At 71.4% G+C, this 22,626-nt stretch carries 22 protein-coding genes; 10 read left to right on the top strand and 12 right to left on the bottom strand.

Translation table 11 applies throughout. The annotated features are described in order from the left end of the window. Positions 1-24: 24 nt before the first annotated feature. The 3 genes from ACFWSK_RS15125 to ACFWSK_RS15115 all read left to right on the top strand — a co-directional run bounded on the left by ACFWSK_RS15125 (position 25) and on the right by ACFWSK_RS15115 (position 3,858). Positions 25-1,959: a rhamnogalacturonan lyase gene (locus tag ACFWSK_RS15125; protein ID WP_383785234.1), complete on the top strand. Its 1,935-nt coding sequence runs from the start codon at positions 25-27 to the stop codon at positions 1,957-1,959. Positions 1,960-2,007: 48 nt separating this feature from the next. Further along, the gene (locus tag ACFWSK_RS15120) at positions 2,008-2,805 is read left to right on the top strand and encodes an endo-1,4-beta-glucanase (protein WP_383785231.1); all 798 of its coding nucleotides are present in this window, start codon (positions 2,008-2,010) and stop codon (positions 2,803-2,805) included. Between the two features lie 114 nt (positions 2,806-2,919). After that, entirely contained in the window at positions 2,920-3,858 is a 939-nt protein-coding gene (locus tag ACFWSK_RS15115) for an RluA family pseudouridine synthase (RefSeq protein ID WP_383785228.1), read from the top strand. Between the two features lie 9 nt (positions 3,859-3,867). Here the strand turns inward: ACFWSK_RS15115 and ACFWSK_RS15110 are convergent, their stop codons facing one another. From ACFWSK_RS15110 to ACFWSK_RS15095, 4 genes are all read right to left on the bottom strand, one after another. Further along, positions 3,868-4,497, bottom strand: coding sequence for an MBL fold metallo-hydrolase (locus ACFWSK_RS15110; protein WP_383785225.1), 630 nt, complete (start codon positions 4,495-4,497; stop codon positions 3,868-3,870). After that, positions 4,497-5,582, bottom strand: a complete 1,086-nt coding sequence (locus ACFWSK_RS15105) for an S-(hydroxymethyl)mycothiol dehydrogenase (protein WP_383785222.1) — start codon at positions 5,580-5,582, stop codon at positions 4,497-4,499. Before ACFWSK_RS15105 ends, ACFWSK_RS15110 begins: the two co-directional genes overlap by 1 nt. Before the next feature lie 116 nt (positions 5,583-5,698). Next, positions 5,699-7,342 carry an amidohydrolase gene (locus ACFWSK_RS15100; RefSeq protein ID WP_383785219.1) on the bottom strand — a complete coding sequence of 548 codons (1,644 nt, stop codon included), beginning with the start codon at positions 7,340-7,342 and terminating at the stop codon, positions 5,699-5,701. Positions 7,343-7,389: 47 nt separating this feature from the next. After that, positions 7,390-8,904, bottom strand: coding sequence for an APC family permease (locus ACFWSK_RS15095; RefSeq protein WP_383785216.1), 1,515 nt, complete (start codon positions 8,902-8,904; stop codon positions 7,390-7,392). 101 nt (positions 8,905-9,005) lie between these two features. Between ACFWSK_RS15095 and ACFWSK_RS15090 the strand changes: the two genes are divergently transcribed. Continuing rightward, on the top strand, positions 9,006-9,740 hold the full coding sequence (locus ACFWSK_RS15090; RefSeq protein WP_383785213.1) for a TetR/AcrR family transcriptional regulator: 735 nt from the start codon (positions 9,006-9,008) through the stop codon (positions 9,738-9,740). 63 nt (positions 9,741-9,803) lie between these two features. Here the strand turns inward: ACFWSK_RS15090 and ACFWSK_RS15085 are convergent, their stop codons facing one another. After that, positions 9,804-10,505 carry a FadR/GntR family transcriptional regulator gene (locus ACFWSK_RS15085; RefSeq protein WP_383785210.1) on the bottom strand — a complete coding sequence of 234 codons (702 nt, stop codon included), beginning with the start codon at positions 10,503-10,505 and terminating at the stop codon, positions 9,804-9,806. 131 nt (positions 10,506-10,636) lie between these two features. Between ACFWSK_RS15085 and ACFWSK_RS15080 the strand changes: the two genes are divergently transcribed. Together ACFWSK_RS15080 and ACFWSK_RS15075 are read left to right on the top strand one after the other, a co-directional pair. Then, on the top strand, positions 10,637-11,146 hold the full coding sequence (locus ACFWSK_RS15080; RefSeq protein WP_383785208.1) for a gluconokinase: 510 nt from the start codon (positions 10,637-10,639) through the stop codon (positions 11,144-11,146). An 11-nt stretch (positions 11,147-11,157) separates the two neighbouring features. Next, entirely contained in the window at positions 11,158-12,555 is a 1,398-nt protein-coding gene (locus tag ACFWSK_RS15075; RefSeq protein WP_383785206.1) for a GntP family permease, read from the top strand. Here ACFWSK_RS15075 and ACFWSK_RS15070 read toward each other — a convergent pair whose 3' ends face one another. The 4 genes from ACFWSK_RS15070 to ACFWSK_RS15055 all read right to left on the bottom strand — a co-directional run bounded on the left by ACFWSK_RS15070 (position 12,556) and on the right by ACFWSK_RS15055 (position 16,563). Beyond that, positions 12,556-13,221, bottom strand: a complete 666-nt coding sequence (locus ACFWSK_RS15070) for a cytochrome b/b6 domain-containing protein (RefSeq protein WP_383785203.1) — start codon at positions 13,219-13,221, stop codon at positions 12,556-12,558. Next, positions 13,163-13,897: a molybdopterin-dependent oxidoreductase gene (locus tag ACFWSK_RS15065; RefSeq protein ID WP_383785347.1), complete on the bottom strand. Its 735-nt coding sequence runs from the start codon at positions 13,895-13,897 to the stop codon at positions 13,163-13,165. The genes ACFWSK_RS15070 and ACFWSK_RS15065 overlap by 59 nt, the downstream gene beginning before the upstream one ends. A gap of 66 nt (positions 13,898-13,963) precedes the next feature. Beyond that, positions 13,964-15,541, bottom strand: a complete 1,578-nt coding sequence (locus ACFWSK_RS15060; protein WP_383785345.1) for an APC family permease — start codon at positions 15,539-15,541, stop codon at positions 13,964-13,966. A 35-nt stretch (positions 15,542-15,576) separates the two neighbouring features. Continuing rightward, a complete protein-coding gene (locus ACFWSK_RS15055) occupies positions 15,577-16,563 on the bottom strand; it encodes a hypothetical protein (protein WP_383785200.1) in 987 nt (328 codons plus the stop codon). A 202-nt stretch (positions 16,564-16,765) separates the two neighbouring features. Between ACFWSK_RS15055 and ACFWSK_RS15050 the strand changes: the two genes are divergently transcribed. Beyond that, a complete protein-coding gene (locus tag ACFWSK_RS15050) occupies positions 16,766-17,200 on the top strand; it encodes an ASCH domain-containing protein (RefSeq protein ID WP_383785197.1) in 435 nt (144 codons plus the stop codon). A 79-nt stretch (positions 17,201-17,279) separates the two neighbouring features. Here the strand turns inward: ACFWSK_RS15050 and ACFWSK_RS15045 are convergent, their stop codons facing one another. Continuing rightward, the gene (locus ACFWSK_RS15045; RefSeq protein WP_383785194.1) at positions 17,280-18,935 is read right to left on the bottom strand and encodes an FAD-binding dehydrogenase; all 1,656 of its coding nucleotides are present in this window, start codon (positions 18,933-18,935) and stop codon (positions 17,280-17,282) included. A 107-nt stretch (positions 18,936-19,042) separates the two neighbouring features. Here ACFWSK_RS15045 and ACFWSK_RS15040 point away from each other — a divergent pair, with 107 nt between their 5' ends. Genes ACFWSK_RS15040 through ACFWSK_RS15030 form a run of 3 tightly spaced genes read left to right on the top strand, consistent with a single transcriptional unit; the run spans position 19,043 to position 20,299 of the window. Then, entirely contained in the window at positions 19,043-19,585 is a 543-nt protein-coding gene (locus tag ACFWSK_RS15040) for an NUDIX hydrolase (protein WP_383785191.1), read from the top strand. Between the two features lie 10 nt (positions 19,586-19,595). Then, positions 19,596-19,988, top strand: a complete 393-nt coding sequence (locus tag ACFWSK_RS15035) for a YidH family protein (RefSeq protein ID WP_383785188.1) — start codon at positions 19,596-19,598, stop codon at positions 19,986-19,988. Further along, positions 19,988-20,299 (top strand): DUF202 domain-containing protein, encoded by a 312-nt coding sequence (locus ACFWSK_RS15030; RefSeq protein WP_383785185.1) that lies wholly within the window; start codon positions 19,988-19,990, stop codon positions 20,297-20,299. Before ACFWSK_RS15035 ends, ACFWSK_RS15030 begins: the two co-directional genes overlap by 1 nt. Before the next feature lie 10 nt (positions 20,300-20,309). On the opposite strand, the gene ACFWSK_RS15025 is transcribed toward ACFWSK_RS15030, so the two are convergent. After that, complete coding sequence (locus ACFWSK_RS15025; protein ID WP_383785182.1) at positions 20,310-21,245, bottom strand: NADP-dependent oxidoreductase; 936 nt, start codon at positions 21,243-21,245, stop codon at positions 20,310-20,312. A 45-nt stretch (positions 21,246-21,290) separates the two neighbouring features. Next, positions 21,291-22,580 (bottom strand): enolase C-terminal domain-like protein, encoded by a 1,290-nt coding sequence (locus tag ACFWSK_RS15020; protein ID WP_383785179.1) that lies wholly within the window; start codon positions 22,578-22,580, stop codon positions 21,291-21,293. Between the last annotated feature and the right edge of the window lie 46 nt (positions 22,581-22,626).

Below are 22,626 nucleotides of genomic sequence, written 5' to 3'. Positions count from 1 at the left end.
TACGACGTCGACGACGAGGTCACAATGTCCCGATCCGCGCACGTCTCCCACCGCCGCCGGCGCCGAGTCCGCACGCTGGCCGCAGGGGCGGTCGCGGCCGCTCTCACCGTGACCGCGGGTGTTCTGACGGCCGGCCAGTCGGCCGGGGCGGCCGAGGAGATCTCCGCGCCCGCCAACAGGGCCACCGCGGCGCTCGCCGCCGCACGGGTGGCCGAGAAGCTGGACCGCGGTCTGGTCGCCGTACCCGCGAGCGGTGGCGTGCTGGTCACCTGGCGCATGCTCGGAAGCGACGCGGAGAGCGTGTCGTTCAAGCTGTACCGCGGCTCCACGCTGGTCGCGGAGACCAGGAGGACCAACTTCCTCGACACGGGCGGCAGTACCGGCGCCTCGTACGAGATCCGGGCCGTCGTGAACGGTGTCGAGCAGCCAGGTGAGAAGGCGGGGGTCTGGGCCTCGGGCCGGCTCGACATCCCCCTCGACAGACCGGCGGGCGGAACCACCCGGGACGGGGTCGCCTACACCTACGCCGCCAATGACGCCTCCACCGCGGACCTGGACGGCGACGGCGCCTACGAACTGGTGCTGAAGTGGGTACCGTCCAATGCCACCGACGTGGCCAACTCCGGTACCTGCACCGGGCCGACGCTCTATGACGCGTACGAGCTGAGCGGCAAGCGGCTGTGGCGCGTCGACCTCGGGACGAACGTGCGCAGCGGGTCGCACTACGACTCGTTCCAGGTGTACGACTACGACGGCGACGGCAGGGCCGAGATGGCCGTGCGCACCTCCGACGGCTCCAAGGACTCCGCGGGCACCGTCATCGGCGACGCGGCGGCCTCGCACCTCGCGGCCAACTGCGCGGTGCTGAGCGGCCCCGAGTACCTGTCCGTCTTCAACGGGCGGACCGGCAGGGTGATGGACTCCGTTCCCTTCGAGCCCGCCCGCGGCTCCGTCTCCGACTGGGGCGACACCTGGGGCAACCGGGAGGGCCGGCTGCTGTCCGCCACCGCGTACGTCAGCGGCTCGGCACCGAGCATGATCTTCAGCCGGGGCATCTACGAGCGCATCGCGATCGCCGCGTACGACTGGAACGGCACCGGTCTCACCCGCCGCTGGACGTTCGACACGAACAGCCCCGCCAACTCCGGCAAGGGCTACGACCAGCAGGGCAATCACAACCTCGCGGTCGCCGACGTCGACGCGGACGGCAGGGACGAGATCCTCTACGGCGCCATGGCCGTCGACGACAACGGAAACGGGCTGTGGACCACCGGGCTGGGGCACGGCGACGCCCTGCACGTCGGTGACCTGAACCCGTCCCGTCCCGGGCTGGAGTCCTTCAACGTGCACGAGCACACCGGCTCCGCCTACGGCTACGAGATGCACGACGCGAGGACCGGCCAGATCCTGTGGGGCACCAGGACCGGCACCGACGTCGGGCGCGGCATCTGCGCCGACCTGACCCGGAGCCACGCGGGTGCCGAGTGCTGGTCGAGCGGCGGCGGGCTCTACGCGGCCGACGGCACGAAGATCAGCGACGCGGTTCCGTCCTTCGGCGGCGGGGCCTCGTACAACTCCGCCATCTGGTGGGACGGCGACGCCGGCCGTGAGCTCCTCGACCACCGCTGGTCGGGCACGGCGGGTTCCGGCTACGCCCAGGTGCTGAAGTACGAGGGCTCCGCCGGCCTCACCCGTATCTGGTACGACCAGGACGCCAGGTCCAACAACTGGACCAAGGGCAGCCCCGCCCTGTCGGCGGACCTCCTCGGCGACTGGCGCGAGGAGATGGTCTGGCGCAACACGGACTCCACCGCGCTGCGGCTGTACACCACCCCGCACCCCACCGAGTTCCGTCTGCCCACGCTCATGAGCGACCCCTCGTACCGGCTCGGAGTGGCCTGGCAGAACACCGGGTACAACCAGCCGCCGCAGGTCAGCTACTACCTCGGCACGAAGTAGCGGTCACCTCTCCCCACCCCTCACCCCCCACACGGAAGGTCCCTCACCATGCAGCACCGACGCCCCCGCCTCTCGCGCACCGGCAAAGCGGCCACCGCCGCGCTGACCGCCCTCGCGGCCGCGGCCACCGTCACGGTCGCCGTGGCGGGTGAGGACGCGAAGAAGTGCGGCGCCTTCGACCAGATCACGATGGGCAAGTACTACGTCAACAACAACCTCTGGGGCCAGGACAAGGGGACGGGCACCCAGTGTGTCTGGGACACCTCGCAGAGCGGCGACACCATCGCGTGGGGCACCGAATACTCCTGGACCGGCACCGACCACGACGTGAAGTCCTACGCGAGCACCGTCCTCGGCTGGCACTGGGGGTGGAAGACCGACCGGCCCGCCACCGAGCTGCCCCTGCGCCTCGGCGACAAGAAGTCCGTTCCCACCAGCTGGGACTTCAGGATCAGCCCCGCCCCCGGGACCATGAACGTCGCGTACGACCTGTGGCTGCACGACAAGAACGGCGCCGACTGGCAGGACCAGCCCACCGACGAGGTCATGGTCTGGCTCAACCGGCAGGGCGGTGCGGGCCCGCTCGGCACCAGGTACGGCACGGTGAGTCTGGGCGGAGCGATGTGGGAGATCTACCAGGGCGATGTCGGCTGGAAGGTGTACTCCTTCGTCCGGGTCAACAACACCACGTCCACGGACCTGGACCTCAACGACTTCCTGCAGGCCCTGGTGCGCCGCGACCTGCTGTCCAACGACAAGTACCTCTCCGGTGTCGAGGCGGGCACCGAGGTCTTCAAGGGCACGGGCCGCCTGGACACCACGGCGTACTCGGTGGACGTGCGCTGAGAGCGTGGCTCATTGAGATGATGGGCCGTAGCCACGCACCACCCACGAGAGGGACAGATCAGTGACCGCCCCAGCCGGCCGGAGTCCGTACCGCGAGTGTTCCGGTTCCGGCCGGTGAGGGGGCGCGCGAAGCCGCCCGCGGCCCCGCTGCCGCAGCGGGACGGCGTCGATCCGGTGCGGATCCGGCTGCCGGACGACCCCGACGCCGGGCGGGGAACGGTCCGGGATCATCTGCTGGAGCGGTTCGGGGCCGCGATCGGGGCGGAGCGCGTGGACGCGATGTTCGCCGAGGGGCGGTTCGTCGGTGCCGACGGCGTCGCGGTGGGACCCGACGAGCCCTGTACGGCCGGCCGGTTCCTCTGGTTCCACCGTGACTTCGCGCCGGAGGAGCCGGTGCCGTTCCCGGTGGGGGTCGTGTACCGGGACGCGCACCTGGTCGTCGCCGACAAGCCGCACTTCCTCGCCACCACCCCGCGCGGTCGGCACATCACCGAGACCGCGGTCGCCCGGCTGCGCCGCGAGCTGGGCGCCGGGCGCCTGCAGCCCGCGCACCGGCTGGACCGGCTGACCGCGGGCCTCGTCCTGTTCGTCGTACGGCCCGAGGAGCGGGGCGCGTACCAGACGCTGTTCCGGGACCGGCTCGTGCGCAAGGAGTACGAGGCGGTGGCACCGTACGATCCGCGTCTGGACTTCCCGCGCACCGTACGCAGCCGGATCGTGAAGCAGCGGGGGGTGATCGCGGCCCGTGAGGAGCCGGGCGAGCCGAACAGCGAGAGCCGGATCGAGCTGCTGGAGCACCGGGAGGGGCTCGGGCGCTACCGGCTGCTGCCTGCGACCGGGCGGACCCATCAGCTGCGGGTCCATATGAACGCCCTGGGGCTGCCGCTCGTCCACGACCCGGTCTACCCGGTGGTGGAGCAGGAGAGCGGGCCCGACGACTACAGCCGGCCGCTGCAACTGCTCGCCCGGGTACTGGAGTTCACCGATCCAGTCACGGGAGAGCCGCGCCGCTTCGAGAGCGGGCTGCGGCTTTCCGCGTGGCCGGACCGGTGAGCGCGGGACTCAGTGGCCGCGGGTGATCCACTCCTGGAGGTGCGGGGCCTCCGCACCGATGGTGGTGGTGTCGCCGTGTCCGGTACGGACGACGGTCTCCGCGGGCAGGGCGAGCAGCCGGTCCCGGATCGAGGCGACGATCGTCGGGAAGTCGGAGAACGACCGGCCGGTGGCGCCGGGTCCGCCCTGGAAGAGCGTGTCGCCGGTGAAGACGGTGCCCAGCTCGGGGGCGTACAGGCAGACCGCGCCCGGGGCGTGCCCCGGGGTGTGCAGGACCTGGAGGCGGATGCCCGCGATCTCCAGTTCCTGGCCGTCGGCGAGCTCGCCGTCGGGGGCGCGGTCCGGGTGGGTCTGATTCCACAGCGGCAGGTCGTCGGGGTGCAGCAGGACCGGCGCGCCGGTGGCGGCAGCGAGGGCCGGGGCCGCGTCGATGTGGTCGTTGTGGGCGTGGGTGCAGATGATCGCCCGCAGCGTACGGCCGTCGAGCGCGGCCTCGATGGCCGCGGCGTCGTGGGCGGCGTCGACGACGACGGCCTCGGTGTCGTCGCCGACGATCCAGACGTTGTTGTCGACGTCCCACTCCCCGCCGTCGAGGGCGAAGGTGCCGGAGGTGACCAGGTGGTCGATGCGCGCGGTCATCAGAAGACCACCACCGAGCGGAGGACGTCGCCGTCGTGCATCCGGGCGAACGCCTGCTCGATGTCGCCGAGGCCGATGGTCTCGGTGACGAACGCGCCGAGGTCGATCCGGCCCTGCTGGTGCAGGTCGATGAGCATCGGGAAGTCGCGCGATGGCAGGCAGTCCCCGTACCAGGAGGACTTGAGCGAGCCGCCGCGGCCGAACACGTCGAGCAGCGGGAGTTCGAGCTGCATCTCGGGGGTGGGGACGCCGACGAGGACGACCGTACCTGCGAGGTCGCGGGCGTAGAACGCCTGCTTGTACGTCTCCGGACGGCCGACCGCCTCGATGACGACGTCCGCGCCGTTGCCCCCGGTCAGGGCGCGGATCGCCTCGACCGGGTCGGTGGAACGGGAGTTGACGGTGTGTGTGGCACCCATCGTCTTCGCCGTTTCCAGCTTCCGGTCGTCGATGTCGACCGCGATGATCTTCGCCGCGCCCGCGAGCCGCGCACCGGCGATGGCCGCGTCACCCACGCCGCCGCAGCCGATCACGGCGACCGAGTCGCCGCGGCCGACCTGGCCGGTGTTGATGGCCGCGCCGATGCCCGCCATGACGCCGCAGCCGAGCAGCCCGGCGACGGCCGGGGAGACCTCCGGGTCGACCTTGGTGCACTGGCCGGCGGCGACGAGCGTCTTCTCGGCGAACGCGCCGATGCCCAGCGCGGGCGACAGCTCGGTGCCGTCGAGGAGCGTCATCTTCTGCGTGGCGTTGTGGGTGTCGAAGCAGTACCAGGGCCGGCCGCGCAGACAGGCGCGGCACTGACCGCACACGGCCCGCCAGTTGAGGACGACGAAGTCGCCGGGCCCGACGTCCGTGACCCCCTCGCCGACGGACTCGACGATCCCGGCGGCCTCGTGGCCGAGCAGGAACGGGAAGTCGTCGTTGATGCCGCCCTGCTTGTAGTGCAGGTCGGTGTGGCAGACACCGCACGCCTGGATCTTCACCACGGCCTCACCGGGGCCGGGGTCCGGGATCACGATGGTCTCGACCCGTACCGGCTCGTTCTTTCCCGGTGCGATGACCCCTTGCACCTGCTGCGCCATACCGTGGTCTCCCTGTTTCCGACTGGTGAAGATCGATCACGGACAACCGTACGCCCAGGGGAACGTACCGCCGGCCCCCGCGGCGTGTGCCGTTCCGCGGGGGCCGCGCGTCGTGCTCAGTCCTCGGAGTCGTGGACCTTCCGGCCGCCGACGTAGGTCCGCAGGACGCGTGTGGAACCGATCTCCTCGGCCGGTCCCGCGTACGGGTCGCGGTCCAGGACCACCAGGTCGGCGAGGGCCCCGGCGCGCAGGGAGCCGGTGTCGTCGAGGTGGTTCACATGGGCCGAGCCCGCCGTGTACGCGGCGATGGCGGCGGTCAGCGAGATGCGCTGCCCGGGGAGGAAGGCCGGTTCGCCTGACCCGGGGGTGCTGCGGTTGACCGCCGTGTGGATGCCGTGCAGCGGGTCGGGGCTGCTGACCGGCCAGTCGCTGCCCGCGGCGACGGTGGCGCCCGACCGCAGGAGCGCGCCGAACGGATACTGCAGGGCGGCCCGCTCGGCGCCGAGGAAGGGGATGGTGAGCTCGTCCATCTGCGGTTCGTGGGCCGCCCACAGCGGCTGGATGTTGGCCGTGGCGCCGAGCTCCCGGAACCGAGGGATGTCGTCGGGGTGGACGACCTGGAGGTGGGCGAGGTGGGGGCGGGTGTCGGTGCGCCCGTTCGCGGTGCGGGCGGCCTGGACCGCGTCCAGGGCTTCGCGCACCGCGCGGTCGCCGAGGGCGTGGAAGTGGGCCTGGAAACCGAGGGCGTCCAGTTCGGTGACGTACCGGCGCAGCTCCACGGGGTCGACGAAGCTGGTGCCGCTGTTCGTGGTGGCGCAGCCGCAGGCGTCGAGGTACGGGGTGAGGAGTGCGGCGGTGCCGGTCTCGGCGACACCGTCCTGCATGATCTTGACGGACCCGGCCCGGAACAGCCCGGTGCTCAGCTCGGCGCGCCTGGCGACCAGTTCGGGTATCTGCTCGCTCCCCCGGTCGCGGTCCCACCAGAGCGCGCCGACGACGCGGGCGGTGAGTGATCCGTCGCGGGCGGCGGCGAGATAGGCGTCGGCGGGATCGTCCATGGAGCCGTAGGAGCCGACGATGGCGTCCTGCCAGGCGGTGATGCCGTAGGCGTGGAGAATGCGCTGGGCGCGCAGCAGGGCGGCGAGGCGGTCGGCGGGGGTGGACCTGGGGGTGAGGCGGCCGACCAGGTCCATGGCGCCCTCCTGGAGGAGACCGGTGGGCTCGCCCCGCTCGTCGCGCTCGATGCGGCCGTCGGCGGGTTCGGGGGTGTCCCGGGTGAGGCCGGCGAGCTCCAGGGCCCGGGTGTTGACCCAGGCGCCGTGGTGGTCGCGGTTGACCAGATAGACGGGCCGGCCGGGTACGACGGCGTCGAGCAGTTCGCGGGTGGGGGCGCCGCCGTCGAACGCCTCCATGGACCAGCCGCCGCCGGTGATCCACTCCTGGTCGGGGTGGGCGGCGGCGTAGGCGTGCACGGCGGCGACGGTGCCTGATCCGGTCCGGCATTCCGTGAGATCGCACTGGGCGAGTTCGAGGCCGGCGCCCACCGGGTGGACGTGGGCGTCCTGGAAGCCGGGGACGAGCAGCCGTCCGGCGAGGTCGACGACCTCGGTCTTCGGTCCGATCAGCTCGCGGACCTCGTCGTGGCCGACGGCGGTGATGCGGTCGCCGGTGACGGCGAGGGTGGTGGCGCGGGTGCGGGCCGCGTCCATGGTGAGGACGGGTCCGCCGGTGAGGACGAGGTCGGCGGGGGCGTGGTGCATGGGTGGTTGCGTTCCGTTTCCGTGCGGGGGTGGTGTGGGATGAACCGTCAGGCGGCTTCGGTGGTATGCGGGTCGGCCGGTGCGGTGGAGCGCCCTGTGACGAAGTACGGCGACTTCCTAGCCCACTTGGCCCAGGCCGCGGCGACGACCCCGGTCAGCAGCATGGCAGCGGGGCAGAAGAGCATGAACCAGCCGTTGTCCGGGCTGACCTCGAAGTGGTCGGCCGATGTGTAGAAGGTCCAGCACAGGTAGCCGCCGAGGCCGAGCAGGAACACGGCGCTGAGCACGGGGAGGACCACCGCCCGCAGAGCCTCGGACCAGCTCTCGCGCAAGGCGCCGCGGAAGCGGGTGGCGGCGGCCAGGGCGGTCAGCGCGTAGTAGAGGGAGACGACGACGCCGATCGCGTTGACGGAGGCGAGGACGACGTCGCCGACCTTCGGGATGACCAGCGAGAGGACGGCCACCGCGGCGGCGACGCAGCCGATCGCGACGGTGCCGGCCGCCGGAGTTCCGTAACGGGGGCTGACCTTGGTCCAGAGCGGGCCGAGCGTACGGTCGCGGCCCATCGCGAACATGCCGCGGACGGTGGGGATCACCCCCGACTGGAGGGAGGCGACGGCGGAGAACGTCAGGGCGGTCAGCGGGAGCGCGGCGAGGGGCTGGTCCGCGAGCCGGTCGCCGAAGTAGGTGAGGCCCTGGGCGCCGTGGGCGGTCAGCTCGTCGAGCGAGAGCACGCGCTGGAAGGCGAAGGAGCCGAGCAGGAAGAGCCCGAGCATGGTGAAGAGGGTGATGAACCCGGCCCGGGAGGCGTCCTCGGGGCCGCGGACCTCTTCGGTGACGCTGAACGAGGACTCGAAGCCCCAGTAACAGAAGACGGAGAGCAGGAGGCCCTGGGCGAGTTGCTGCCCGGACGGGATGGTGAACGGGTTGAGCCAGTCCAGGCTGAAGGGGTGCGGGCCGGCGACGAGTCCGTACCCGCAGAAGCCGAGGAGTACGACGTACTCGAAGACCAGCAGGTACTTCTGGAGGTTGGCGGCGGAGCGGGTGCCGACGACGGCGGTGAAGGTGACCGCCACCAGGACGACGATGCCGAGGGCGGTCGCCTGCGCCGTGGAGTCGGGGTCGAGGCGGAGGCCGGCGAGCTCGTGCAGGCCGGCCTCGCCCACGAGCTGGAGGAGGGCGGAGCCGGTGACGGTAGTGGTGTACGAGAGGAAGACGACCGTGGCGGCGATGCCGATCCAGCCGACCAGGAAGCCCAGCCAGGGGCTGAGGGAGCGGCCCACCCAGACGTATCCGCTGCCCATGTTCGGCTCGACCCTGTTGAGCCGGGAGTACGCGCTCGCGATGGCGAGGATCGGCAGGAAGCCGAGCAGCATGATGATCGGCAGATGCAGGCCGACGACTCCCGCGGTGACACCGAGGCCGATGCCGATGCTGGTGGTGGCCGCCGTGGAGGAGGCGGCGATGGCCACACCGTCGACGACGCCGAGGCTCCGCTTCAGGACCTGCGGGGGCTGCGGGGCCGGTGGGTCGCTGCCGTACGGGGTTCGCGAGGCGGTCACAGTCACTCCTTCGCCGAGGGGCACCGTTCGGGCCCCGATGGCGGCACATCGAACTCCGCGAGGTGTTCACACGTCAATGCTGTTGTCATAAGGTGCGGGCCATGAGCGCGAGCGAGCGGGTGGTGCCGGAGGGAGCCCGGCGGCGCAGGCGTCCCACCAAGCAGGGCACCGTGCTGTCCGAGCAGCTGATCGTGGGGACGACGCTGCGGCTGATCGGCGAGCACGGGGCGGCGGCGCTGACGGTACGCCGGCTCGGCGCCGCGCTGGGGTGTGATCCGAGCGCCGTCTACCGGTACTTCAGGGACACGGACGAGCTGCTGCTGGCGGTGGCCGACGAGTTGATCGGCCGTACGTTGAGCAGCTGGCGTCCCACCGGGGACTGGCGTGCCGATCTTCGGTCGCTGGGGCTGAAGATGCACGCGGACTACCTGGCGCATCCGCAGGCGGCGATGCTGGCCTGTGCCCGGGTGACCGGGCGGACGCACGAGATGCGGTCGGTGGACGCGATTCTCGGGGTGCTGCGCGGGGCGGGGTTCCCGGACGCGGAGGCGGTGCGGATCTACCACGTGTTCGTCGACCAGACGCTGTCGTTCGCCGCGCTGGACGCGTCGACGCTGGTGCTTCCGGTGCGGACCCGGGAGCTGGAGGCGCGGGCCTGGCGCGATACCTACGCGCGGGCGTCGGCGGACACGCATCCGCACATCGCGGCGACGGCGGGGGTGCTGGTGGCGGAGATGGACCGCAGTGGGTATCCGGCGGCGCTGGAGATGGTGCTGGCCGCGGCTGCGGGGCGGTTGGCGCATGTGCGGGGCGTGGGGGCCGGGCCGTCCGGCTGACGTCTCGTCCTCGATCGCCGGACGGGCTTGATGTGCGGCCTGACGGCGGCCCGGAGTTCGGCTTTACGGGGCCAGTACGTCCAGTTCGTGGAGGGCGCCCAGGGCGATTTCCTTCGTCAGGCGTTCCGCCCCCTCCGCGTCGCCCTCGCGGACCGCTTCGGCCAGCCGGACGTGCAGGGTGACGGCGGCGGGGTCCGGGTCCTCGAACATGACCTGGTGGTGGGTGCGCCCCGCCAGTACCTCGGCCACCACGTCGCCGAGCCGCGCGAACATCTCGTTGCCGGAGGCGTTGAGCACGATCCGGTGGAACGCGACGTCGTGCCGCAGATAGCCCTCCAGCTGCTGCCCCCGCGACGTGGCCACCATGCCGAGCGCGCACTCCGTGAGCGCGGCGCACTGCTCGGCGGTGGCGTTCGTCGCGGCCAGGCCCGCGGCGACCGGTTCGATCGCCGAGCGCAGCACCGTGAGGGAGCGCAGCTGGCGCGGGCGGTCGGAGCCCGCCAGCCGCCACCGGATGACCTGCGGATCGTAGACGTTCCACGCCTCGGTCGGCCGTACGGTCACCCCGACCCGGCGCCGCGACTCGACGAGGTGCATGGATTCCAGGACGCGGACCACTTCGCGTACGACCGTGCGGGAGACCTCGAAGCGCTGGGCCAGCTCGTCCGTGCGCAGCACGCTGCCGGGCGGGAAGTCGCCCGCGGCGATCTCCAGACCCAGGGTGTCCAGCACGTGTGTATGCAGCCCCTGGCCCTGTGTGGTCATGGCCACAAGACTACGGGGCACAGTTCAGGAACAAAAAGTACGACGTTTACGTCACAGCCCCTTGAATAAGTCGTACGTAATAGGTTTCAGTAGCGCGACGGACCGATGTCGAAGAAGACAGCGAGGCACCAATGAGCACCCCCCACGTCGTTGTGGTGATGGGCGTAGCAGGGACCGGCAAGACCACGGTCGGACCTCTGCTCGCCGCCGAACTCGGCGTTCCGTACGCCGAGGGCGACGACTTCCATCCCCCGGCGAACATCGCCAAGATGTCGGCCGGCACCCCTCTGGACGACGCGGACCGCTGGCCCTGGCTCGACGCGATCGGGCAGTGGGCGCACGGCCGGGCAGGTCTCGGCGGCGTCGTCAGCAGCTCGGCGCTCAAGCGCTCGTACCGCGACCGTCTGCGGGCCGAGGCCCCCGGTGTGGTCTTCCTTCATCTGACCGGTGACCGGGACCTCATCGGGCGCCGGATGGCGGACCGCAAGGGCCACTTCATGCCGACCGCGCTGCTCGACTCCCAGTTCGCCACCCTGCAGCCGCTGCAGGAGGACGAGGCGGGCGTCGCTGTCGACGTCTCCGGCACCCCCGAAGAAATTTCCGCACGAGCCGTCGCCGCACTGCGCCGGCTCGATAGCTAAGGATCATCACCGTGACCGGTCTCAGCGTCGAGATGCTGGCAGCGGACGCCGTCGAACCCATCACTTCGGCAGGCAACGCTCAGTTGGGCATCGCAGTCCTGGCGGGCATAGCCGTCATCGTTCTGCTCATCACCAAGTTCAAGGTGCACGCCTTCCTGGCCCTGACCATCGGCTCACTGGCGCTCGGCGCCTTCGCCGGGGCACCGCTGGACAAGACGATCACCAGCTTCTCCGCCGGCCTCGGTTCGACCGTGGCCAGCGTCGGTGTCCTCATCGCGCTCGGCGCGATCCTGGGCAAGCTGCTCGCCGATTCCGGCGGTGCGGACCAGATCGTCGACACGATCCTCGCGAAGGCGAGCGGGCGTGCCATGCCGTGGGCGATGGTGCTGATCGCCTCGATCATCGGTCTGCCGCTGTTCTTCGAGGTCGGCATCGTGCTGCTGATCCCGGTGGTGCTGCTGGTCGCCAAGCGCGGCAACTACTCCCTGATGCGGATCGGTATCCCGTCGCTCGCCGGGCTCTCGGTGATGCACGGGCTCATCCCGCCGCACCCCGGTCCGCTGGTCGCCATCGACGCCCTGGACGCCAACCTCGGTGTCACGCTGGCGCTGGGTGTGCTCGTCGCGATCCCCACGGTGATCATCGCGGGCCCGGTCTTCTCCCGTTACGCCGCCCGCTGGGTCGACATCCAGGCGCCCGAGAAGATGATTCCGCAGCGCCCCTCCGAGGACCTGGACCGTCGTCCCGGCTTCGGTGCCACGCTGGCGACCGTGCTGCTGCCCGTCGTGCTGATGCTGGCCAAGGCCCTCGTCGACATCGTCGTGGACGACCCGGAGAACCACGTCCAGCGGGTCACCGACGTGATCGGCTCGCCGCTCATCGCGCTGCTCGCCGCCGTGATCCTCGGGATGTTCACGCTGGGCCGGGCCGCCGGATTCACCAAGGCGCGGCTCTCCACCACCGTCGAGAAGTCCCTCGCACCGATCGCCGGTGTGCTGCTGATCGTCGGTGCGGGCGGTGGCTTCAAGACCACCCTGATCGACGCGGGCGTCGGCCAGATGATCCTGGAGTTCTCCGAGAACTGGTCGATCCCTGCCCTGCTGCTCGGCTGGCTGATCGCCGTCGCCATCCGCCTCGCGACCGGCTCGGCCACGGTGGCCACCATCTCGGCGGCCGGTCTGGTCGCCCCGCTGGCAGCCGACATGTCGACGCCCCACGCGGCGCTGCTCGTCCTCGCCGTCGGTGCCGGTTCGCTCTTCTTCAGCCATGTCAACGACGCGGGTTTCTGGCTGGTCAAGGAGTACTTCGGCATGGACGTCGGGCAGACGGTCAAGACCTGGTCGGTGATGGAGACGATCATCTCCGTCGTCGCCCTCGGCTTCATCATGCTGCTGTCGCTCGTCCTGTAGTCAGTCCTCCGGTTCCCGCCACTGCGGGTGCCGACGGCGGGCCCACCGGCGCTCGACCGACCCGGTACGCATGCCACGGCGTGCCTCCGGGTCGGCGAGCGCCATCGCCATGTGTGCCGCCAGCACGATGCCGACCGCCAGTGCGAGCCAGTCGTGCACGAACGTCGCGCTCGTGCGCCACACCAGCGGGGCGATGCCGGTGAACCACATCAGCAGGCCGGTCCCGAGCATGACGAGCAGCGCGCCGGCGATCCAGGCGGCGTAGAGCTTCTGGCCCGCGTTGAACTTCCCCGCGGGCCGGGAAGCGTCCCGGTGGTCGCGGCGCAGGGCAGCGCGCAGCCACTGCCTGTCGTACGGCGCGAAGCGGTTGAGCCGGGAGAGATCGGCGCGCAGCGCCCGCGAAACGAGCCCCGCGAGCAGCGGTACGGGGATCAGCAGCCCGGACCATTCGTGGACGGTGACCACGAGGTGGCGGCGGCCGACGAGTTCGGCGAGCTGGGGAACGTACAGGAAGGCGGCGGTGGCCACGCACAGGAGGGTGAGCCACGCCGTGGTGCGGTGCACCCATCGCTCGCCCGCGGTGAACCGGCGGACCCGCGCGGAGGCTTCAGACGGTGGGGGTGTCGTCGCGGCCGTTGGACCGGCCGACCCAGGCGTCGACGTCATATCCGAGCTCCTCCCAGTATCCGGGGCGCACGGAGTCGGTGACGGTGATCCCGGAGAGCCATTTCGCCGACTTGTAGAAGTACATCGGGGCCACGTACAGCCGGACCGGCCCGCCGTGGGAGTGGCCGAGCGGCCGGTCCCGCATCCGCAGCGCGACCAGTACGTCGTCGCGCCGGGCCTGCTCGAGCGTGAGGCTTTCGCTGTACGCGCCGTCGAAGCACGTGAAGCGGATGGCCTTCGCCCCGGGCCGTACACCGGCCGCGTCCAGCAGGGCGGAGAGCCGTACCCCGTCGAAGGGGGTCGCGGGGACCCGCCAGCCGGTGACGCACTGGACATCGCGGACCAGCCGGGTCTGCGGCAGCGCCTTGAGGGAGTCGAGGGTGTACGTGGTGGGCCGGTCCACGAGCCCGTCCACGGTGAGGCGGTAGTCGGCGGCGCTCCTGCGCGGTACGGAGGAGACCACCGAGTAGTAGCGGAAACCGCCGCCGTTGGGCAGGAGTCCGGTCAGTCCGGTGGGGTCCTTTCCGGCGACCGCGCCGAGGCCGGTCTCCATGACCCGCTGGAGTGCTGGTGCGGCGGCCATCGCCGCCGCGCCCACGCCGAGCACGGACAGGATCAGACGGCGGCCGACGGGCGGGCCTTCGGCATCGGGAGGGCGACTGTTCACGCCCCCAATAGAACACCCGCGGCCTCCCGTCACCAGGGGCCGCGGGGGTCCGTCACTCTTCGGTAAGAAGCTCCCTCAGCGTGCGACGGCCTCGGCCTCGGCCTCGGCGGCCTTCTCCAGCTGGAACGCTTCGTTACCGAGACCGATCCTCGCGTGCACCTCCGGCTTGGTGGAGCGCAGCACGGCGCCGTAGACCAGCCCGCCGACGAGTGCGGCGCCGATGATGCCGGGCAGCAGCCAGGTGAGGGACGAGCCGGGGCCGGTGCCGACCAGTACGTCGAAGTCCCTGACGGTGAGGACGGCGATGGCCAGCAGAGCGAGGCCGGCCAGTCCCGAGGCCACCAGGCGGGGCGCCTGCGCCCGGCCCGCGCCGCGCCGCACGAAGAAGGCGATGACGGCGAAGGCGGCGGCGGCCATCAGCAGGATGACGCCGAGCGCGCCGACGTTGCCCATCCAGGTGAACAGGTGCAGCACCGGCGCGGTGGGGTCGCCGACCGGATTGTCGTCGGTGACGGCGAAGGCCAGCACGATGACGAAGGAGAGGCCGGACTGGAGCAGCGAGCCGGTGGCGGGGGCGCCGCTGGTCTTGTTCGTACGGCCGAAGGCGGCGGGCAACAGGCCCTCGCGGCCCATCGCGAACGCGTAGCGGGCGACGACGTTGTGGAAGCTGAGGAGCGCGGCGAACATGCCGGTGACGAAGAGGACGTGGAGCACGTCCGTGAACGTGCCGCCGAGCCGCTCCTCGGTGAGGTTGAAGAGCATGCCCGGGCCCTCCTTCAGCGAGGTGTCCGCTACGGAGCCGGGGCCGGTGGCGACGGTCACGGCCCAGGAGCTGACGGCGAGGAACAGGGCCGCGTACCCGACGGCCAGGAACATCACGCGCGACACCACGACCTGCGGCCGGCTGGTCTCCTCGGCGTACACGGGGGCCTGCTCGAAGCCGACGAACGCCGCGACGCAGAAGCAGAGCGCGGTGCCGAGTCCCGCCCCGGTGAGGGTGTCGGGGTTGAACGCGTGCAGGGACAGGCCCTCGGGGCCCGGTTGGCTGACGGCGGCGATGTCGAAGATCACTACGAGGGCGCACTCGACGACCAGCAGCACGCCGAGCACCTTGGCGTTGAGGTCGATCTTGAGCCAGCCGAGGGCGCCGACGACCACGACGGCGACGAGGGCCGGCATCCACCAGGTGATCTCGATGTCGAGATAGGTGGCGAAGAGCCCGGAGACCTCGAACCCGAGGATGCCGTAGATGCCGACCTGCATGGCGCTGTAGGCGACCAGGGCCACGAGCGAGGCGCCGGCGCCTGCCGTGGGACCGAGTCCGCGCGCGATGTACGCGTAGAAGGCGCCGGCGTTGTGCACGTGCCGGCTCATCTCCGCGTAGCCGACGCCGAACAGCATGAGGACGATGCCGAGGATGACGTAGAGCAGGGGCTGGCCCACGATGCCCATCACGCCGAAGACCGTGGGCATCACACCGGCGACGACCATCAGCGGGGCGCTGGCGGCGAGGACCGAGAGGAGCAGCCCCGGGGTGCCGAGCCGGTCGGCCCGCAGCGCGCGTTCCTCACCCTTGTAGGTGTTGATCCCGCCGGTGTCGCCGGTCACCTTCGCGGCGCCGGCCCGTCTGGTATCTGAACTGCCCGTCGACATGGCGGGGTTGTTCCCTTCGTTGAGTGCGAAGCGGGTCACGGGGCACCGAGCGCGAAGCGGCGCGCGGCGAGGAATTCGGGGTACGGATCGCGGCCGGAGTACGACCAGGGAGCCGCGGTGAGGTGCGGGCCGATGCGGTGGAAGAGGGCGGCGGCCTCGGCCGGCCGGCCTTCGCACACCTTCGCGTGTGCGAGGAAGTTGAGGTCGGCGCGGTGGCGGGGGTGGTCCTCCCGCTCCCACTCCAGCCACCAGTCGAAGGCGGCCTTCATGACCTGTCTGGCCCGCCGTCCCGACCAGTGCCCGGAGCCGGCCGGGTCGTCGGACTCGCTGCCCGCGGCGACGAGGACGCGGTACCGCTCTGCGTGCGCGACCACGGGGAGCACGGCGAGCGGGGAATCGGCCGGGGCCTGTTCGGAGGCCCAGGCGGCGAAGTCGTAGACCTCGTGCAGGGGGTCCTGGCCGCTCTCGGGGTGGCTCTCGGCGAGCTGGGCGGTCATCAGGTGGTGGGCCTGGTGGTGCTCGGGGTGGCGGGCGCGGATCTCCTCGAAGTGCCGGGCGGCTTCCTCCCGCGCACCGTCCTGCCCCTGCGAGCCGCGTGCGCCGTCGAGCATCAGCAGGCCCAGCCAGGGCGTCGGGTCCGCGGAGTCGAGCCGGGTGGCGGCGAGGCAGGCTTCCCGGGCCCGCTCGGGGGCCCCGGCGGGCGCATTGGGGCGCAGGGCGCGGGCGACCGAAGCGCAGGCGAGGAGCGTGGCGGCGTCGGTGCTGTCGGGTTCGGCGAGGAGCCAGTCGTCGGCCCAGCCGAGGGCGGACGGCGCCGCGGCGAGGGCGACGACGCGGTGTCCCCTGCGGTCCCAGTCGGTACCGGTCGCGGCGAGGAGGGTACGCACCCTGGTCCACCGGCCCTGCTCGAACTGCCCTCGCACTTCGATGAGTTCGTCGTCGTCGAGGGCCGGGTCGAACGAGTGGTCCGAGCGACCGCCCCTTCGGCGGGAGCGGCCCAGGGGCGGCGGAGGCGGGGACATCCGCAGACTTCTTTCGACGCGGTGTGCGAGCAAATGATCGCGCACAGCAAACCGGTAGGTAACGCTCCGAGTCAAGGGGTGACCTTCGCCAACTCCTCTCACTTCCGCCACAGTTGGCCGGAAGCGTCCCGGTCGGGAGAGGTTCGTGCAGCTCACCGCGGGTGCCGGGGGCGCACGGAGTGACGCGTGCCACACTGGCGTCATGGAGAATCGTGAACCTCTCAAACCACTCCTCTTCGTCTTCCCGGGGCCGCTGCGCGACCAGTTGGTCGCCGCGGTGCTCGCCGGTGCGAAGGTGTCCACGTCCGGTCTGCTGGCCGAGTACGAGGCCGAGAAGGAGGAGTTGCCGCCGGTGGGCGAGCGGTCCGCGCTGATCGACTCGGACGGGCGGGAGGTCGCCGTGGTGGAGGTGACGGACGTCCGCGTGGTACGGCTCGGCGACGTGGATCTCCAGCACGCGATCGACGAGGGCGAGGGCTGGACGACGGTCGCCGAATGGCGTGCCTCGCACGAGCGCTTCTGGCACGGCGAGGAGATGCGGGAGGCGCTCGGCGACCCGGATTTCACGGTCGACGACGACACGATGATCGTCGCCGAGCGGTTCCGGGTGGTGGAGGTGCTGGAGCCGCTGGGGTGAGCGGCGTGGAGGGGCGGCGGGCGGGGGCAGGTAGGCAGCCGCTGCCCGGGGGCCCGCCCCCCCTGCCCCCCTGCCCGCCCTAGCCGACCGCCTCCGCCGCCGCCCGGCCCGCCGCCCGGCCCGAGAAGATGCAGCCGCCGAGGAACGTGCCTTCCAGCGACCGGTAGCCGTGGACTCCGCCGCCGCCGAAGCCTGCCGCCTCCCCCGCCGCGTACACCCCGGGCAGCGGGCTGCCGTCCGCCGCGAGGACGCGTGAGGACAGGTCCGTCTCCAGGCCGCCCAGCGACTTGCGGGTGAGGATGTTGAGGCGCACCGCGATCAGCGGGCCCGCCTTCGGGTCGAGGATGCGGTGCGGCTTCGCCGTACGGATCAGCTTGTCGCCCAGATAGGCGCGGGCCCCGTGGATCGCCGTGACCTGGAGGTCCTTGGTGAAGGGGTTGGCGATCTCGCGGTCGCGTGCGGTGATTTCGCGGCGCAGTCCGTCCTCGTCGATGAGGCCGTCGCCGGTCAGCGCGTTCATTCCGCGTACGAGGGCGCCGAGGTCCTTCTCGACGACGAAGTCCACGCCCTTGTCCATGAACGCCTTGACGGGCGCCGGTACGTCGGCGCGCGCCCGGCCGATCACGTCGCGGACCGACTTGCCGGTGAGATCCGGGTTCTGCTCGGAGCCGGAGAGCGCGAACTCCTTGCCGATGATCCGCTGGTCGAGGACGAACCACGTGTAGCCGTGGCCCGACTTCATGATGTGGTCGAGGGTGCCGAGCGTGTCGAAGCCGGGGAAGAGCGGGACCGGGAGCCGCTTTCCGCGGGCGTCCAGCCAGAGGGACGACGGGCCGGGGAGGATACGGATGCCGTGCTTGGCCCAGATCGGGTTCCAGTTCTCGATGCCCTCGGTGTAGTGCCACATCCGGTCGCGGTTGATGTGGTGCGCGCCCGCCTCCTCCGCGATCCCGAGCATCAGTCCGTCGACGTGGGCGGGGACGCCGGAGAGCATCTTCTCGGGCGGGGTACCGAGCCGCTCGGGCCACTGGGACCGTACGAGGTCGTGGTTGCCGCCGATGCCGCCGGAGGTGACGATCACGGCCTGGGCCTTCAGTTCGAAGGTGCCGGTGGCTTCGCGGCTGCTCGCGGTGCCGCGCTCCGCTCCGCTCGGTCCGAGGATCTCGCCGGTGACCGTGTCGACCGTCCCCGCCGAGCGGCCGAGGCCGGTGACCCGGTGGCGGAAGGCGAAGCGGACGAGGCCCTTGGCTACGCCCTCGCGCACCCGGCGCTCGAAGGGGGCGACGACGCCCGGCCCGGTGCCCCAGGTGATGTGGAAGCGGGGGACGGAGTTGCCGTGGCCGGTGGCGTCGTATCCGCCGCGCTCCGCCCAGCCCACGACAGGGAAGAACCGCATTCCCTGGGCGTGCAGCCAGGACCGTTTCTCGCCGGCCGCGAAGTCGACGTACGCCTCCGCCCACTTCCGTGGCCAGTGGTCCTCCTCGCGGTCGAAGCCCGCGGTGCCGTACCAGTCCTGGAGGGCCAGCTCGTGGCTGTCCTTGATCCTCATCCGGCGCTGCTCGGGCGAGTCGACGAGGAACAGGCCCCCGAAGGACCAGTGCGCCTGGCCGCCGATGGACTGCTCGGGTTCCTGGTCGAGCAGGATCACCGAACGTCCCGCGTCGACGAGCTCGGCGGTCGCCACCAGCCCCGCGAGCCCTGCCCCGATCACGATCACATCAGCGTCGTACGCCATGGGATTCCGTCCTTGTCACCAAGTTACTCGTGCGTCAGATCTTGGGTTCGGGCCGCGGCCACGTCAACCGTCCGGCGCCGCCGGCCGGGTGCTGTTGGATGGACGGCATGACTCCTGCTGACGAGATCCTGGACATCGTCGACGAGAACGACGAGGTCGTCGGACAGGCCACGCGCGGCGAAGCGACCGCGCGGGGCCTGCGCCACCGCTGCGTCTTCATCGAGGCGCGGGACGCGCAGGGGCGGCTGTTCGTGCACCGCAGGACCGCCACCAAGCTGGTTTTCCCCTCGCACTACGACATGTTCGTCGGCGGAGTCGTGGGCGCGGGCGAGTCCTACGACGAGGCGGCCCTGCGCGAGGCCGAGGAGGAGCTGGGTGTCACCGGGCTCCCCCGCCCCGAACCGCTGTTCACGTTCCTGTACGAGGACGGCCACCACACGTGGTGGTCGTCCGTCTACCAGGTGCGGTGCGAGCTGCCGGTGCGTCCGCAGGCCGAGGAGGTCGCCTGGCACACCTTCCTGACCGATACGGAACTGGAGCGGCGGCTCGGCGACTGGACGTGGGTCCCGGACGGGCTGGAGACGTACCGGCGGCTGAGGGCCTTCCGGGCACGCTCAGCCGTGCCCGGAGCTGCGGATCAGGGCGGATAGGGTTCCCGGCGTGAACGAATTCGTGCGGGGTCTGCGGTTGTGGTTCGAGCCGCAGCGGCTCCGCGAAGAGGGTGACACCCCCGACTACCGCTTCTCCCTCGCCAACGAGCGCACCTTCCTCGCCTGGCTCCGTACGGCTCTCGCGCTGATCGGCGGAGGTTTCGCCGTCGCCCAGTTCCTCCCCGATCTGGCCTGGGGCGTGCGGACCTGTCTGGCACTCGCCCTGCTCGCCTCCGGTGTGCTCTGCGCGCTGCACGCGGTCAACCACTGGGTGCGGTGCGAGCGGGCCATGCGCCGGGGTGAGGACCTGCCGGTCTCCCGCTTCCCGACCCTGCTGAGTCTCGCGATCGCCGCCGTCGCCCTGGCGATGGTGGTGGTGGTCCTCTTCGGCTGGGACTCCTGATGTCCGCCGAGGAGCGGGACCCCGGCCTCCAGCCGGAGCGGACCAGACTTGCCTGGCGCCGCACCACCCTGTCCTGCACGGTGGTCGCCACCCTGGCGGGACGCCAGGCGCTGCACCACGGGACGGGCCCGGCGGCCGTGATCGCCGTGGGCCTGAGCGTGCTGGCCTGGCTGGGTTTTCTGCGGGTGGCGCATCTGCGGGTGACGGCGATGGGGACGGCGAGACCGCGGCCGATGTCGCCGCGCAGCGCGCTGGCATCGGCCGCGTGCACGGTCGCGCTGGCGGTGTTCGCCGCCGCCATGCTGTTCTGAGGCGGGCCGCTCAGCTTTCCCATTCCACGGCGACGATGATCTTTCCGCGGGTGCGGCCCTCCTCGTTGAGCCGGTAGGCGTCGGCGGCCAGTGCGAGCGGGAAGACCCGGTCCACATGGACCCGGACGATGCCCTGTTCGGCCAGCTCCGCCAGGTGGGCCAGGTCCGTGGCGTCGGGCCGGACGAATGCGTACTTGCCCCCGTAGGAGAAGACCTCGGCGTCCGCGACGGAGGCCAGGCGACCCTCGGGCGTGAGCGTGTCGGCGGAGGCGCGCAGCGCGTCGCCGCCGATGGTGTCGAAGGCCGCGTCGATGCCGTCGGGGGCCAGGGCCCGCAGCCGGTCGGTGAGCCCTTCGCCGTACTCGACGGGTTCCGCGCCCAGCTGCCGTACATGGTCGTGGTTGTGCGGGCCGGCCGTGCCGATGACCCGGCAGCCCGCGTGCCGGGCCAGCTGCACGGCCATCGAGCCGACGCCGCCGGCCGCCGCGTGCACGAGCACCGTCTCCCCGCTGCGGATCTTCAGTGTCCGGTGCAGCACCTGGTACGCGGTGAGCCCGGTCAGCGGCAGGCCCGCAGCCTCCTCGAAGCTCAGGCTGAGCGGCTTGCGGGCCAGGGTGCGTACGGGTGCGGCGACGTACTCGGCGAACGTACCGCGGGAGAGGAAGTCCTCCCGTACGTACCCGATGACCTCGTCGCCCACCGCGAACTCGTCCACGGCGACGCCGGGTTGCACGACCACTCCGGAGACGTCCCAGCCGGGGATCACCGGGAATACGGCTTCCAGACCGGTCTGGAGGTAACCCTCACGGGCCTTCCAGTCGACGGGGTTGACGGACGCGGCCCGCACCTTCACCAGCACCGCGTCGGGGCCGACCTTCGGGTCGGGCCGCTCGCCGTACTCCATGACGTCGGCCGAGCCGTACCTGCTGTAGCTGATCGCCTTCATCTAATGACCATCGACGCGGGTCAGGGTCACCGCAACTCGGACCTCTCACCAGCGTGGGACCGGCGGCGCCGTCCAGTGCGGTTCGGCCTCCCGCATCGCCGCGGCGTCGTCGCGCTCCCGCATCCTGCCGTCGTCGTCGAGCCAGCGCCGGTGCAGGACGGCGAGGCGCTCGCGGTCCAGTTCGACGCCGAGGCCCGGGGCGTCGGAGACCGTCAGCCGGCCGTCCTCGAAGACGTGGCGGGCGGTGATGACGTCCTCGGTCTGCCACGGGTAGTGGCTGTCGCAGGCGTAGTCGAGGTTGGGCACGGTGGCCGCGACGTGGGTCATCGCGGCGAGACTGATGCCCAGGTGGGTGTTGGAGTGCATGGACAGGCCGACGCCGAAGGTGCGGCAGATCGCGGCCAGCTCCCGGGTGCGGTGCAGCCCGCCCCAGTAGTGGTGGTCGGAGAGGACGACCTGAACCGCGTCGCGGGCGAAGGCGTCGGGGAGTTCCGCGAGCGTCGTGACGCACATGTTCGTGGCAAGCGGCACGTCCGTGCCCGCGGAGACCGCGGCCATGGCATCCGTACCGCTCGCCGGGTCCTCCAGGTATTCGAGTACGCCCTTGAGCCGGTCCGCGACGTACAGCGAGGTCCCGACGGACCAGGCCCCGTTGGGGTCCAGGCGCAGCGGCCGCCCTGGGAACGCCTCGGCGAGCGCCTCGATCGCGGCGATCTCCTGGTCCGGCTCGAAGACGCCGCCCTTGAGCTTGAAGGAGGAGAAGCCGTGCTCGCGGGCGAAGCGCCGGGCCTGGCGGACGACTCCGGCCGGGTCCAGCGCCGCGCCCCAGTCGTCCCGCTCGCCCGCCCCGGGGTGGGCGGCCCAGCGGTAGAAGAGGTAGGCGCTGTACTCGACGGCGTCCCGGACCCTGCCGCCGAGCAGGGCGTGCACGGGCAGGCCGAGGGTCTTGCCGAGCGCGTCCAGGCAGGCGACCTCGAAGCCGGAGACGACGGAGAGCCGCAGTTTGTCGACGGTCTGCACGCCGCGCAGCCCGCCCGCGTCGACCCGCTCGTCGACGGACCGTGAGTCCCCGCACACCTCGTCGGCGAGCGCGAACAGGCCGTTCACATCGCTGACCGGGCGGCCGGGCAGTGCCTGGGCGAGCGGCCGGGCGAGTCCGAGGTACTCGCCGTCGCCGTACGTCTCTCCGATGCCCGTCACTCCGCCGCGTGTGACGACTTCCACGATGAGACGCGGGGTGTACGGCTGGTGGACGCCCTGGGTGTTGAGGAGGGGCGGATCGGCAATGAGGATCGGAGTGAGACGGACTTCGTCGATCAGCAGGGCTGTATCCATACGTGAACCCTATTCATGGATGAGTCCGGACGCCAGAGTCCGTAAG

Origin of the sequence: Streptomyces sp. NPDC058620, from assembly GCF_042717135.1 — a bacterium.
In the GTDB taxonomy this organism is placed as follows: domain Bacteria; phylum Actinomycetota; class Actinomycetes; order Streptomycetales; family Streptomycetaceae; genus Streptomyces.
This window is presented reverse-complemented; position numbering and strand designations above follow the sequence as displayed.